This window comes from Geminisphaera colitermitum TAV2 (assembly GCF_000171235.2).
Classification (GTDB): domain Bacteria; phylum Verrucomicrobiota; class Verrucomicrobiia; order Opitutales; family Opitutaceae; genus Geminisphaera; species Geminisphaera colitermitum.
In genome coordinates this window covers 21197-34909 of sequence record NZ_ABEA03000085.1, presented here as the reverse complement: position 1 = coordinate 34909, position 13713 = coordinate 21197, and the positions used below count along the sequence as shown (strand labels likewise).

9 protein-coding genes are annotated in these 13713 nt (G+C 62.5%); 8 read left to right on the top strand and 1 reads right to left on the bottom strand.

Annotated features, from left to right (window positions below):
- Positions 1-558 precede the first annotated feature (558 nt).
- The 5 genes from OBACDRAFT_RS08815 (at position 559) to OBACDRAFT_RS08795 (ending at position 8500) form a co-directional block, all read left to right on the top strand.
- Entirely contained in the window at positions 559-1575 is a 1017-nt protein-coding gene (locus OBACDRAFT_RS08815; RefSeq protein WP_043584778.1) for a rod shape-determining protein, read from the top strand.
- The gene (gene mreC / locus OBACDRAFT_RS08810) at positions 1575-2420 is read left to right on the top strand and encodes a rod shape-determining protein MreC (RefSeq protein WP_043584777.1); all 846 of its coding nucleotides are present in this window, start codon (positions 1575-1577) and stop codon (positions 2418-2420) included. The genes OBACDRAFT_RS08815 and mreC overlap by 1 nt, the downstream gene beginning before the upstream one ends.
- A gap of 142 nt (positions 2421-2562) precedes the next feature.
- Positions 2563-3096 carry a hypothetical protein gene (locus tag OBACDRAFT_RS08805; protein WP_043584775.1) on the top strand — a complete coding sequence of 178 codons (534 nt, stop codon included), beginning with the start codon at positions 2563-2565 and terminating at the stop codon, positions 3094-3096.
- A 15-nt stretch (positions 3097-3111) separates the two neighbouring features.
- On the top strand, positions 3112-5139 hold the full coding sequence (locus OBACDRAFT_RS08800; RefSeq protein WP_043584773.1) for a penicillin-binding transpeptidase domain-containing protein: 2028 nt from the start codon (positions 3112-3114) through the stop codon (positions 5137-5139).
- Between the two features lie 175 nt (positions 5140-5314).
- Positions 5315-8500, top strand: coding sequence for a family 78 glycoside hydrolase catalytic domain (locus OBACDRAFT_RS08795; RefSeq protein WP_052361554.1), 3186 nt, complete (start codon positions 5315-5317; stop codon positions 8498-8500).
- Between the two features lie 13 nt (positions 8501-8513).
- Here OBACDRAFT_RS08795 and OBACDRAFT_RS08790 read toward each other — a convergent pair whose 3' ends face one another.
- The gene (locus OBACDRAFT_RS08790) at positions 8514-9704 is read right to left on the bottom strand and encodes a LacI family DNA-binding transcriptional regulator (RefSeq protein WP_052361540.1); all 1191 of its coding nucleotides are present in this window, start codon (positions 9702-9704) and stop codon (positions 8514-8516) included.
- Between the two features lie 166 nt (positions 9705-9870).
- Here OBACDRAFT_RS08790 and OBACDRAFT_RS08785 point away from each other — a divergent pair, with 166 nt between their 5' ends.
- The 3 genes from OBACDRAFT_RS08785 (at position 9871) to OBACDRAFT_RS08775 (ending at position 13701) form a co-directional block, all read left to right on the top strand.
- Positions 9871-10734, top strand: coding sequence for a hypothetical protein (locus OBACDRAFT_RS08785; RefSeq protein ID WP_043584771.1), 864 nt, complete (start codon positions 9871-9873; stop codon positions 10732-10734).
- Between the two features lie 94 nt (positions 10735-10828).
- Positions 10829-12922, top strand: coding sequence for a Sip1-related alpha-galactosidase (locus tag OBACDRAFT_RS08780; RefSeq protein WP_052361538.1), 2094 nt, complete (start codon positions 10829-10831; stop codon positions 12920-12922).
- A gap of 23 nt (positions 12923-12945) precedes the next feature.
- Positions 12946-13701, top strand: a complete 756-nt coding sequence (locus OBACDRAFT_RS08775) for a type II secretion system protein (RefSeq protein WP_043584770.1) — start codon at positions 12946-12948, stop codon at positions 13699-13701.
- The last annotated feature ends 12 nt before the right edge of the window (positions 13702-13713 follow it).

The following is a 13713-nucleotide window of genomic DNA, read 5'->3' as shown; positions in this document are numbered from 1 at the left end:
TTTATAATTGGTTGCCCGACGGTGGCAGTGGCAACTGGGTTGACCAACTCATGCAGAGATTGCACAGAAGCAACCAAGAGCACGAAGCCATTACCCGATTGGCGAATATAAGTCATTGATATACAGCTTGTCTAGCGCATTTTAAGTTGAGCTTTAGCCGTCGTCTTAACGGTAGGGAGGCCTCTCCGAGGCCTCCGAAACCACGCTCCATCTACCTATGAATTTCGCATTCTCACACTACGCACGGCGGAGGCCTCGGACGGAGCGCAGCAGCGCGCAGATGGCATCGCCGACGGCGATGGCCCGAAGGGCTGCCCTCGGCAGAGGGCACAAAGGCCTCCCTACCAAGTAGCAAATGGCTACAGGAGGCCGGGCCTTTGTTCCCTTCGTCTTCTTCTATGCCACAGTTTGGGCAGCTCTCTCTGGGTTTTCTGCCGCCTCCGGGTTTCCCCGCTTGCCGTTTTCCCCTTTGACAGTCGGGCGTGACGCCCGTTCTTTGCACCTCGCAGGAAAACACATCGTTCAACCGCACGATATTCACCCATTTACAACAGCACCATGGCAGCGTCCATTCTCGGCTACTTTTCCAACGACATCGGCATCGACCTCGGCACGGCCAACACACTCGTTTATGTGAAGGACAAGGGCATCGTCATGCGCGAGCCCAGTGTGGTCGCCCTCGACACCACCACCCGCAAAGTCCGCGCCGTCGGTGACGAGGCCAAGCGTATGCTCGGTCGCACTCCCGGCAACATCACCGCCATCCGGCCGATGAAGGACGGCGTCATTGCCGATTTCGATGTCACCGAGGCGATGCTCCGTTACTTCATCCGCAAGGTGCACAACAACGCCCTGCGTGTCGCTCCGCGTGTCGTCATCGCCATCCCCTCCGGCATCACCGAGGTGGAGAAACGCGCCGTCAAGGACTCCGCCACCCACGCCGGCGCGCGCGACGTGATCACGATCCCCGAGCCCATGGCGGCGGCCATCGGCGTGGGCCTGCCCATCGACGAACCGGCGGCCAACATGATCGTGGACATCGGCGGCGGCACCACGGAGATCGCCATCATCTCGCTCGCCGGCATTGTATTCTCAAAGTCGATACGCGTGGCCGGCGACGAACTCGACGCCGCCATCGTCAACTACATGAAGCGGGCCTACAACCTGCTCATCGGCGAGCGCACCGCCGAGGAGATCAAGGTGCGCGTCGGCTCCGCCTGCCCGCTCGACGAGGAGCTGACCATGGAGGTCAAGGGCCGCGACTCGGTGGCCGGCCTGCCCAAGACGATTCACATCACCTCGCAGGAAATCCGCGAGGCGCTCAGCGACCCTATTTCGTCGATCGTGGACGCCGTGCGTTCCACGCTCGAACGCTGCCCGCCCGAACTTTCGGCGGACCTCGTTGACCGTGGCTTCGTGATGGCGGGCGGCGGCGCGCTCATCCGCGGCATCGACCGTCTGCTCAGCGAACGCACCGGCCTGCCCGTGATCGTGGCCGAGGATCCGCTCTCCGCCGTGGCCAACGGCACCGGCGCCGTCCTCGCCAACCTGAACTGGGTGCTGCAAAACGTCTGATGCCCCTGAGGAAAAAACGCCTCGACCAAGCCCGCCCGTATTTCACGCTGATCGTCGTGCTGCTCGCGTGGCTGCTGCTGCCGGCGGTTTTCAAGCGCATGGGGCGGGTGAGTTTTTACGAGTTGCAGGCTCCGGCGGAGGCAGCGGCTTCGTTCGTCAGCGATTTGCAGGAATTCTGGTCGCTGAAAACGCATTCCAAAAACGAACTGATCGAGGCGGGGCGCGACTTGGCGCGGCTCAACTCCGCCTATGAGGTGATGCTTCAGGAAAACGTCGCGCTGCGCGCCGAGCGCGCCCGTCTGGAGGCTCTGTTGCGGCTGCCCTCGTTTCCCGAATACCGTCTGGAACCGGCCCGCGTGGTGCTGCGGGATTTTACGGCGTGGTGGCAGCGGCTTGTCATCAGGAAGGGTTCCAATTACGGGATCACCGTTGGCGCGCCTGTCATCTATGGCGGCGGTGTAGTGGGCCGCGTCGCGGAGGTGCATGCCTACACATCGGTCGTGGAGATGATCAGCAGCCCCGGCGTGCGCATCGCGGCGACGTTCGAGGGTGACACGAGGCCCGTGAGTTATCAGGGCGGAATCAACCGTTCGTTTTCCGCGCCCGGGGGGGTGATCGAATTTGTGCCGCTGGATGTGTTTGCCACGGCGTCCGCGCCGCAGCGCCTGCTCACCTCTGGCATCGGAGGCGTGTATCCGCCCGGCCTGTTTGTCGGCGAGGTGACGTCCGTCGATCCGGGCGTTGACGGCTTGTTCAAGACGGGTCGTGTGCGGCTCGACCCGCGCCTTAACCAGCTCGCCGAAGTCACCGTGCTGGTGCCGCTGGGCGAAAAAGCTAAAAACTAAAAAACAAAAAAGCTAAAATTAAAACCTCCGGAAAAATCTTCGCCCGACATGGCTGTCACTTTTTTTTCACTACAACAACCTCCTCCATTTCAGCTTTCAGCATTTCAGCCTTCAGCTTTTTAGCCTTTTAGCTTTTTCCACCATGCCCGCCGGATTACGCCGCTTCCTTGTCCTCGCCTTCAGCGCGCTGCTGCTGATGTGGCTGGGGGCGCAGGCGAACCAGATGCTCACGCGCTTTGGCATCGGGATTTGGCTGGGCGGACTGGTGGTGGCGTTCCCGGCATTGCGCGCCGGATTGCGGGAGGGGCTGGCCTTCGCGTTTGTGGCCGGCTTGTGTTTTGACGCCGTGGCCCCGGTGCCGTTTGGGATGCACGCGGCGATGTTTGCCGTGGTGCACACCCTCATCTTCCACCTGCGACAGCGACTGCCCTGCGCGGAATTGCTGGTCGGCGTGGCGGCGGCGCTGTTTGCCAATCTCGCCTTCATGCTCATGCTCGGCATCGCGCACACGGGCGACTGGCCGGACCCGGCGGCGGGCTGGCTTCGCTGGTTCACGGACCTGATTCTGTCGCAACTCGTGATCGTGCTCGTCACGCCCTGGTATTTTTCCTTCCAGCTTCATACGCTGGAATTCTTCGACGCCTGCTGGCGCGAACAGCCGCGCGGCCTCCGCTGACATCCTTTTTCCCATATGGCCACGCCGACCGAAAAACGCCCGGGATCAGGAGGACTCGTTGAATCGTTTCGCAGCTTCAATCCGCGTATCCTGTTTTTCAATTACGTCATTGCCGCGATGATTCTCATACTCGTTGGCGGCCTCGCCTACCGGCAGCTCATCCGTGCCGGCGAATACAGCGAGCAGGCCAAGGTGCAGAACCAGCGCCGCATCCTTGTGCCCGGACCGCGCGGCAACATCTACGACCGCGAAGGCCGCCTGCTCGTGGGCAACCGTCCGCGCTTTGCCGTCACGCTTTACCTCGACGAGTTGCGCACGGAGTTTCGCGCCGAATACCTGCGCATCGGCAAAAACTATCGCGACGCCGACGCCGAGGACGAAGAGGGCAGGGGGGGGGGGGGGGACAAAGCTCGGGAGCGGGATCGGGGTCGGGATCGGGGTCGGAAACAAAACATGCCCACCTCGTCGGAACTCGCGCTCATCGCCCGCTATTCCGTCGTCCAGCGTTATCTCGACAAGGTCAACGCCCTCCTCGGGCGCGCCGACCGCGTCGATGCCCGCGACCTCCACCGCCACTACGACCACCAGCGCATCCTGCCCTACATTCTTGTCGAGGATCTCACGCGCGAGGAAGCCGCGCGCATCATCGAAAACGTCCCCGTCTCCTCGCCCCTGCAACTCTACACATCGAGCGTGCGCCATTACCCCTATGGACGCGCGGCGGCGCACGTGCTCGGTTACGTGCTGGCCAACGATGACCTCAATGTTGACCGGGATTTTCCCGGCTCCGACCTCACCACCTTTGCGATGAAAGGCACCATCGGGCGCGACGGTTTGGAGCGCCAGTTTGACGACCGCCTGCAAGGCCAGACCGGCGGCACCATTCACCTCGTGGACCCGGCTGGTTACCGCGTGGAGCCCGCGCTCGAACGCCGTCAACCCGTGCAGGGTGGCGATCTCATCACGAGCCTCGACATCGACCTGCAAATCGCCGCCGAGAAAGCCATGCGCGAAACAGGATTCAAAGGCGCCACCGTTGCCATTGATCCCACCACCGGCGAAGTCCTCGTGCTGGCGAGCATGCCTGGTTACGACCTCAACGAATTTGTTCCCCGCCTGACCCATGCCGAGTCGGCCCGCATCAACGAACAAGGCGCCTGGATGAACCGCGCCATTCAGGGACTCTACGCGCCCGGCTCCACCTTCAAGCTCATCACCGCGCTGGCCGGCATTCGCTCCGGGCACATCACCGCTGGCAGCGAGGTCGAGTGCACCGGTTATTATCAGGTTGGGAAAGTCACCTTTGTCTGCAACAACCACCGGGACCGCGGCCCCGTCACCTTTCCCCAGGCCATCGAGAAAAGCTGCAACACCTTCTTCTACACCTACGGCATTCAGACCGGCCCGGACGCCATCGCCGCCGAAGCCCGGCGTTTCGGTCTCGACCAGCGCACCGGCATCGAACTCCCCGGCGAAATTCGCAACATGATCGTTCCCGATCCCGCCTGGAAAAAGCGCGAGATCGGCTTGTCATGGTTTCCCGGAGACACGGCCAACATGTCCATTGGCCAGGGTTACCTCGCCGTGACGCCGCTTGGCATGGCCACCTTTGTTGCCTCGCTTGCCCGCGGCGAGACGCAGACCCACCCCACGCTCCTGCACGATCCGCAACGCCCGCGGCAGCGTTCCGCGCCGCTCGATCTGCCCTTTGCCGAGCACGCCGCGCTGCTCGCCGGCATGGAAGCCGTGCCCCTGACCGGCACCGGACGCATCTTGAACACCCCTCTCTTCAAAATCCCCGACTTGCGCATTGCAGGCAAAACCGGCACCGCGCAAAAGCGCACCTCGCAGGGCACCTTGAATTTCGCCTGGTTTGTGGGCTTCGCGCCGATCGAGTCCCCGCGCATTGCCATTGCCGTGATGCTTGAGGGCGACACGCCCGGCGAGGACACGGGAGGCGGTCGTTATGCCGCGCCCGTTGCCGGGGCGATCCTCAAAGCCTGGCACGCCAAACGCGGCCAAATCGCCGCGAACGCGGAGTGAACAAAAGGTCCGGGAGTGACCGCGTTCCCGCCGCTCCAATTTGACCCGATCCTGCTAGGAACGGGCTGCAAATGAAGGCGTGTGTCCGGGAGTGGTTGCTAGGATGACAGGCTTTGTTTGTCTCAGCCTGTTCGCCACCCATTTCACATCCTGTTTCGCCAACGCACTTCTCATCATGCCCACCACAAAATCCGCCTCCCGGCCTGATACGGTTTTCCTAGCCGCCAACGCGCACTGGATTTGGTCCGCCGAAGCCAGTCGCGCTTATCACAACGTCGTTTGTTTCCGCCGGGAATTTGAAATTGCCGGCGACGTCATCGCCGCCGCCGCCAACCCCGGCGAGGCCGGCGCGCCCACGCTGCTCATCACGGCGGATTCGCGTTACGAAGTTTACGTCAATGGCGTGTGGCTCGGCCACGGTCCGGCGCGCTCCTGGCCCTCTCCCTGGCCCATCGATCCCTACGATCTGCGCGACGTGCTTCGCCCCGGGCGCAACGTCCTCGCGGTGCTTGTGCAACACTTTGGCATCGGCACCTTCCAGTATCTCCACGCCGAGCCGGGTTTGCTGGCGCAGCTCACATGGCGGGACTCCGGCGGTATCCACACTCTCGTTACCGATGACTCCGGCGACTGGCGCGCCAGTCCCCACGCCGGGCATCTCTGGCCCGTGCCGCGCATCAGTTGCATGCAGCCTTGGGAGGAGCAATATGATGCGCGCGCCTTCCCGCACGATTGGGCCGCGTCCGATCCCGCCCCGGCCACCGCCGCCAGTCTCGCCGCCTGGCCCGCCGCCGTCGCCGTGCGTAAAGCAGGCGAGGGGAGCCACGCGCAACTCGTCCTGCGCGACATCCCGCAACTCACCCGTGAGCCCGTCGATCCCGTGCGCGTCCGCGCCGTCGAAGCCGTGCGCCCCGCGCGCTATTCGTGGAATCTCAATCCGCGCGCGTATCTGAATTCCCATGACGCCACCGCCAACGTCCCGCGCGGCGCGATGCTTCTCTTCACGCACATCCACAGCGAGCGCGCGCAGGCCGTGGAGTTTCATCAGCCGCACCACCGCCCCTTCGTCCCTTGGACGCTCAACGGCAAACCGCTCGCCTTTGACGATCACTCGTTGCAACGCACCGACACCGGTGTTGCCCAGGCCCGCCTCAAGGCTGGCTGGAACACCCTCATGTGTACCCTGCCGCCTCATGACCATTACTGGTGGGTCGTCATCAGCGCCTGGACCGCGCAACCCGTCCAATGGGCCGCGCAACCTCCCCCCCTCCCCCCCCCCCCCCCCACACACACTGCCGCCACCGCTGCCACCGCATGGCTCGCCATCGGCCCCTTCGGCAATCCCGACGATCCCACGCCGCCCGCGCTCGTCGGCAGCGAGCAGCACATGATCGACGCCACCACAATCCCCGCCGGGGCAACCCTTGCGCAATTCGAGGCGATCCGTGCGCGCGGCGCGTTGCGTGACGACGAATTTGCCGCCGCCTACGTCCGCCCGCTCACGCGTGACATGGTTGCGGACACCGACGTTTACGCCCAATGCGCCTCCGAGCGTATCCTCCCTGACATTACACCGCGGGTTCGTGTGCAAAACTTGTCCGCCCTCCAGCACGACACCGCCGACTGGACGATTATTCACCCCCTCCCCCCCCCCCCCCCTGCCGCCAAAAACGCCCGCGACGCCGTGCCCGCCAGCGTGCGCCTGTTGCTCGACTTCGGCCGCGAGGTGATCGGTTACCACGAGTTCGAAATCGACGCCCCTGCCGGCACGATCATCGACAATCACAACTTCGAGTTTATCCAGCCCGACGGACGCCACAACCTCGCCGAGAGCATGAACAACACCTTCCGGTACATTTGCCGCGAAGGTGCGCAGCGTTACCGCACTCTCGTGCGCCGCGGCTTTCAGTATTCGTGGTTCAGCCTGCGCAATTTTCAAAGGCCCGTGCGCATCCGCCACATCCGCGTGTTGCTCAGCACGTATCCGCAGGAGCGTCAGGGCTCCTTCGCCTGTTCCGACGCCTGGCTCGACCGCATCTGGGAAACCGGCGCGCATTCCGTGCGTTGTTGCTCCGAGGACACCTACACCGACTGCCCCAGCTACGAACAAACCTTCTGGGTTGGCGATGCGCGCAACGAGGCGCTCGTCGATCTTGTGGCCAACGGCGACCCGCGCCTCAGCGCGCATGCCTGGCGCATCGTCGCGCAGAGCCTCGACCGTTCCCCACTCGCCGAAAGCCAGGTGCCCAGCGCTTGGGAGAACATCCTCCCCGCCTGGAGCTTTTTGTGGATGCGCTGGGGCGAGGAACACTACCGTCTCACCGGCGACCGTGCGTTTGCCCGCGAAGCGATTCGTGCCTTCGACCGCAACGTGGACGGCATCGAAAAATTCCTCAGTCCGCGCGGTCTCATAAAAATCCGCGCATGGAACATGTTTGACTGGGCCGCAATGGACACCCCGCCCGGCGGCGAGATTACGCACATCAACTGCCTCGCCGTTCTCGGTTTGCGCCAGTGCGCCGGCCTTGCCCGCGCCCTTGGCCGCGAAGCCGCCCCGCAGGCCCGCCGCTGGACCGCCCTTGCCGACCGCCTCGCCGCCGCGGTCAACGCGCACCTCTGGGACGCGAAACGCCGCGCTTACATCGATTGTATCCGTCCTGACGGTACGCGCTCTTCCGTATTCAGTCAGCAAACACACACCGCCGCCTATATCGCGGGCGTCCCGACGCCGTCGCATCTCAAGCGCACACGCGAGATCATGGGGGCTGCGCCCGAGGGCTTTGTATCGGCGGGCAGTCCGTTCTTCATGTTTTTCGTGCTCGAAGGCCTTGCCCGCGAAGGCCGTGGCGGGGACATGGTGCGGCTCATTCGCGACTATTGGGGCAAACAGGTTGAGGCCGGGGCCACCGCCTTTTGGGAAATGTACCATGCCGACCGTCCCCGCATGACGCGCAGCCATTGCCACGGCTGGTCCGCCGCGCCGACGTATTTTCTCAGTGGATACGTTCTCGGCGTGCAGCCTGCCGAGCCCGGCTATGCAACGGTGCGCATCGCCCCGCAACCCGGCGGACTGCGCTGGGCAAGAGGCCGCGTGCCAACGCCGAGCGGAGTGGTGGAGGTGTCGTGGAAATTTAGTGACGCGGCGGAGCAGGGCAGGCGAGGGAAGGGAACTTTTGAATTGCGCATTGTCCTTCCTGCCGGCGTCCCGGCTGAAATCGAACTGCCGTCCGAAACCGGACTGGGATCGAAATCAAACTTTCACCTCGGCGTCCTCGCGGGCAAAGTCGTGTCCGACGGAGCCCCCCGCCGCCTTCGCGCCACTGCCGGAACCGACGGTCTGGTGCACCTTGTAGTCGGATAGATGTAGCAACCGATCAGCGCCCCCACCGTGCGCACGAAGCACGTTTCACCAAATCCGCCCGGACCATGCGCGCCGCCTGCTCCGGCGTGGCGGGGGCGTTCGGATTTTCGAGCAATTCGGTCGCCGCATCCAGCACCGCATCGGCCATTGCGTCATGGTGAACATCAAATGTTGTCAACGGCGGCGTGAGCGCGGCGGCGGCGGCGACATTGTCAAAACCGATCAAGCTTACCTCTCCCGGCACAGTCAGCCCGGCCGTTTGCGCCGCGCGCAACCCGCCCATCGCCAGCCAGTCCGAGGCAAACACGATGGCGGTCGGGCGCGCGGATGCCTTCGCCGCGAGAAGCGGTGCGAGCGCCGCCGTGGCCCCCGCCTCGTTGAGTTCCGCCGGTGGCAGCGACAAACGCCACGCCTCCGGCGACACCAGCCCGAACTCCGCCGCCGCCGCCGCGAAACCCTCGTGGTAGCCGCGGTGGTGGAGCGATGCGACAGCGCCCGCCACCAGCGCCACGCGCATGTGACCGAGCGCGGCGAGGTATTGGGTTGCCTGATACGCGGCGGTGGCCGTATCCACCGTCACGCCGATCTGGCGCAGGCTGCGCGCTTGGCTTTGCAGGCACACGACAGGCAGGTGGCTGTCGCGCAACACGGCGAGCGTTTCGTCATGAAAATGTCCATACGTGATCGCCACGTCAAAGGCTTGCTCCGCCACATGCGTCGCCAGGTCCGCCGCGACCTCCGCCGGTGGTTGCGTATCCGTAAGCTCGCGCACCGCGAGCGCGATGCTGCGTGCCGCCGCCCGCTCGCGCAACGCCTGCAACGTCGCCAGCGCCGCCGGGTTGATTTCGTCATTGGGACCGTGATACGGCGAGAAAAGCACCTCCACGCGCAGACGCGGATGCGACTTGAGTCGCCGCGCCGCCGCGTCGGGCACGTAACCGATCTCGCGTGCCGCGGCCACCACGCGCTCGCGTGTTTCGGCATCGACGCCATAGCGGTTGTTCATTGCCCGCGACACCGTGCTCACGCTCAGTCCGAGTGCCGCCGCCAGTTCGCGGATGCCCGTCACGCGTCCGTTGTCAGTTGATCTGTTCCCCGCCGCGCCGTTTGCAGCGGGGCCGATGAGTGCGGGAGTGCGGGAAATACGGCGGGAGCGGCGAATCACGATGCCTGCCAATACATCGCATCCACCGGACGAAGGCAAGTTCGTTGTTGGAAATTTAACATTCTATTTATCAACGAAATATAATTCGGAAACGTTTTCTTTCTTGCGCGGAAGGAAACATTCTCGAAAACGTTTCCTAATTATTGGGGAAGTTTCCCCATTTCACCTCATCAATCACACGAACCACCCAACCTCGCTCATCATCATGCACACTACACGTTCGCTGCTTCTTACGCTCTCACTGGGAGCTTTTGCCATCCTTCCGCTCACGGCCACCGCCAACACTGTTTACGATCTTGCAACGGCCAAAACCGCTGCAACGGGGCAAAACACATGGGCTGTCGGCTCAGGAGGCTCAGCGGTGGGAGGAAGCTTCTCTACCGGATCATCATCAGAATTGGTTTTTACTCCCGCCACCACAGGCGTCAGCTACTTCATCGGCAAGTTTGACAAAGTGACGTTGGTGAAACCGGGCGACACGCTTACCCTGAATTTCACGATGACCGGTGCAGGCATCTCCGTCGCTAGCGGCCAGACCTTCCGATTGGGCCTCTTTGATATCGGCAGTGCGACTGATGGATCGAAGCTCAATTTCGGATCAGCCACCGGCTATCGTGTTGATTACGCATCCAAAGACAGCACGGCAGATGGTATCCGGATCAGAAATGCAGAGGGGGGAAATCTCTTTACCACCACTACGACAGGCAGCCCATTGATTGGAACGCAGGATTCCACGAAGTTCACCTACGATAGTGCCAGCCTTACCTCCGTTTCCGGAACGCTTATGCTCAAGTTGCTTGCTGGAAATCAAGTTCAGGTAACTTCAAATTTCGCGAATGCAGCCGGAGATTCTGTCGTATCCAGTGCGGTCACCACCACCAATGTTTACACCGGCTTCAATGCGGTTTCTTTCTTCGCCACCTCAGGCGCCAGCTGCTCGCTCTCATTCAGCGAACTGAGCGTCACCTACACCGCTGCATCGTCGATTCCCGAACCTTCCACGGCTGCGGCTTTCATTGGCGGTGCTGCCGCGCTCCTGCTCATCGCCCGCCGTTTCGGCAAACGCTGACAACGCCACTGCCCCCCCCCTTGGCATGACACCGCTTGCATCAGCTCTGGATTTGCCGCCCGCCCCCGTATTTTCGTCCGCTGATCAAGCGGTAATGTCGCTTGAATCAACACGCGACGACGTAGTTGTTACCCAACTACACGCGGCCATTCCTGATGACGGCGGCGTGTTTTACAGCACGCCGCTCGCGCTCCCACGCTGGCGGCGATGCTGTTATTACGCGCCCTTTCAGCGTCATGCCATCAACCCGGCGCTCGATTTGTGGCCCGAAGGATACAACCAGTGCCACCCGCTCCCACTGCGCTCGACCGCTGAACTCCACAACGCGAAACACGGCGGCATGTTTGCCCTGTTTCAACTCGAAGACGGCGATTACCTCGCGCTCCTTCCGCTCGTCGGCATGCACTCCGTCGCATCACTACGCGGCGACGGACAATCCCTGCGACTCGAAGCCGCGCACTTTGCCGGCACACCGTTTGAAGGCGAACTCCCGCTCCTTGCCTGTGCCCGCGCCGCCAGCCCCTGCGCGGCAAGCGCGCGCGTTTGGGAACTCGCCCTTGCGCACCCGACCCTGCGCGGCACCGGACGCCTCCGCCGCGACAAAACCTATCCCGAAGTCTTTGAATACCTCGGCTGGTGTTCGTTCGAGGAATTCAAACTGGCGATCGACGAACCAATCATCACTGGTGTCATGCGTCGCCTCGCCGCCTCGCCCGTTCCCGTGCGATGGGTTTTGATCGACGACGGCCATGTGGACGACGGCAGCCGCGCCACCGACCGCATGATAGAAACCCAGGAAGGCGCGCCCGGCCAGGTCTCCACCGCCACCAGCGCCCGCCGCCTGCACAGCGCACATCCGCACCCAGAAAAATTTCCACGCGGCTGGGCTCCCGTCCGCGCCGCCGCCGATGCCGATCTGCGTCTGCGCTGGCTCGGCCTTTGGCTCAACTACAACGGCTACTGGGGCGGCATCCTCGCCGACCACGCCCTCGGCAGCGAGGTGGACCGTCATCTCATTCGCCTGAAAAACACACCCGATTCTCCAAAACTCCCCGGCGAAACGCCCGGCGATGCAGACGTGTTTTACGAAGCCTTTTTGCGCCCCGTGCAAGAAGCTGGATTCGACTTCATCAAGGTGGACAACCAGGCCGCCAACCTCCGCAAATACGCCGACTCAACCAATGTGCAAAATGCCGTGACGGCCACCGCCGGTTGTCGTCATGCGTTTGAGAATACCGTGGCCGCACACTTTTCCGGCGTCATCGGCTGCATGGCGCACAACAACCTTTGCATCCTCCACCAACCCCTGTCGCAAGTCATGCGATGCAGCGAGGACTACAAAAAAGAGGACGCCTGGCGCGCCAAGCACCACCTGCACAATTCATTCGGCAACATGCTCTGGATGGGGCAGACCGTCTGGGGTGACCACGACATGTTTCACAGTAGTGATCGTGTTGCCGGACCCCTCATGGCGCGCAGCAAAGCTATCTCCGGCGGCCCCGTTTATCTCTCCGACCACCCCGACCATTTTGTCCGCGAACTCATCACCCCGCTGCATCTCACCGACGGCCGCATCCTGCGCCCGCTCGCGCCCGCTGTGCCTACGCCGGAAAGTGTATTCATAGATCCTTACGAAGACGACGACGCCTACCGGGTCATCGCTCCCCTCCCGCACGGCACCGCCGCCCTCGCCGCCTACAACCTCACGCATCCCGAAAAAACCGTCCGTGGCGCATGGCACATGGACGACCTCCGACACCGCGCAGCGATGCTCCCCTCCCAAAGTGGCGCGGGCGTCCCGCCCGCAGGCTTGGAAATCACGTGGCCATGCTTCGGAAGCGGACAGGACGCCCGCGCCACACCGCCTGCATCCGTCCTCCTCTACGACACGCTCACCCGCACCGCCCGCCACCTCACGTCCGACGCGCCCTCTATCGACTTCACGCTCGCGCCGCTTACTGATGCCTTCGTGATTTTTTCACCCATCAGCCACAGATGGGCGCTCATTGGAAATCCGGACAAATATCTGCCGCCCGCCTTCGTCACCCGCTTCGAAGTCGCGCCCGACGGAGCCGCCGTCACGCTGGCCGGAGCCGAGGCCGGCCCTGTTTTCGTCTGGCATTCTGTCGCCGGACTCATTCGCGTTGAACTCCCTGCGGACAATCAACCAGTCACGATCACACCGTAATCCTCCTCCCCCCCCCCTTCCCCATGAAAACATCTGCCTTCCGTCCATCCAATCACATCGCTATTGCCCGCCGTGGTTTTACCCTGGTCGAACTTCTCACCGTCATCGCTATTATCGGTATCCTCGCCGCCATCATTATTCCCGTTGTCGGCAGCGTTCGTAAAAAAGCCCATATGGCGACCTCGCGCAGCAACCTGCGCCAACTCGGCGCCGCCGCCCAGATCTTCATCGCCGACAACAAGGGCAACCTGCCGGTGGCCGCAACCGCGCTAAACGATAATTATTTTTGGATACAACAACTGTGGAAAATTCTCTATTCAGGACGCGGCGACGCGCCTGATTTTTCCACTTCCGACACCTATGATAACTACCTGAAAAAATGGGGAGGTACCGTCTTTCATTCGCCCATGGTGGAAAAAAGGGATGGCTGTTGCTCGTATGGTTACAATGCGATGTTACGCGTGTTGCAGCCTTCGCCGCCTCACTCGCCGCTGCGCATTGAGCAAATCATCAATCCTTCCCGCACCGCCATGATCGCGGATTCTCCCGAGTCAATTAACCTGTTCGCATATGAAGCCGCCAAGGTGACCAAGTATAATCGCAATGATGGCAAAGTATTTTGCGTATTTGTGGACGGACATGTGGATGCTCTCCTTCCTCCGGTTCAAGGCGTCAATTTTCCACCGGTCGGCTCCAAGCAGATGCCCTACGATCACAACAATTCGATGTTCTGGCGAGGTATCGGCAACTCTGGATCGACAACTTTAGTGCCTTGGTAATCCCTCCCCTCC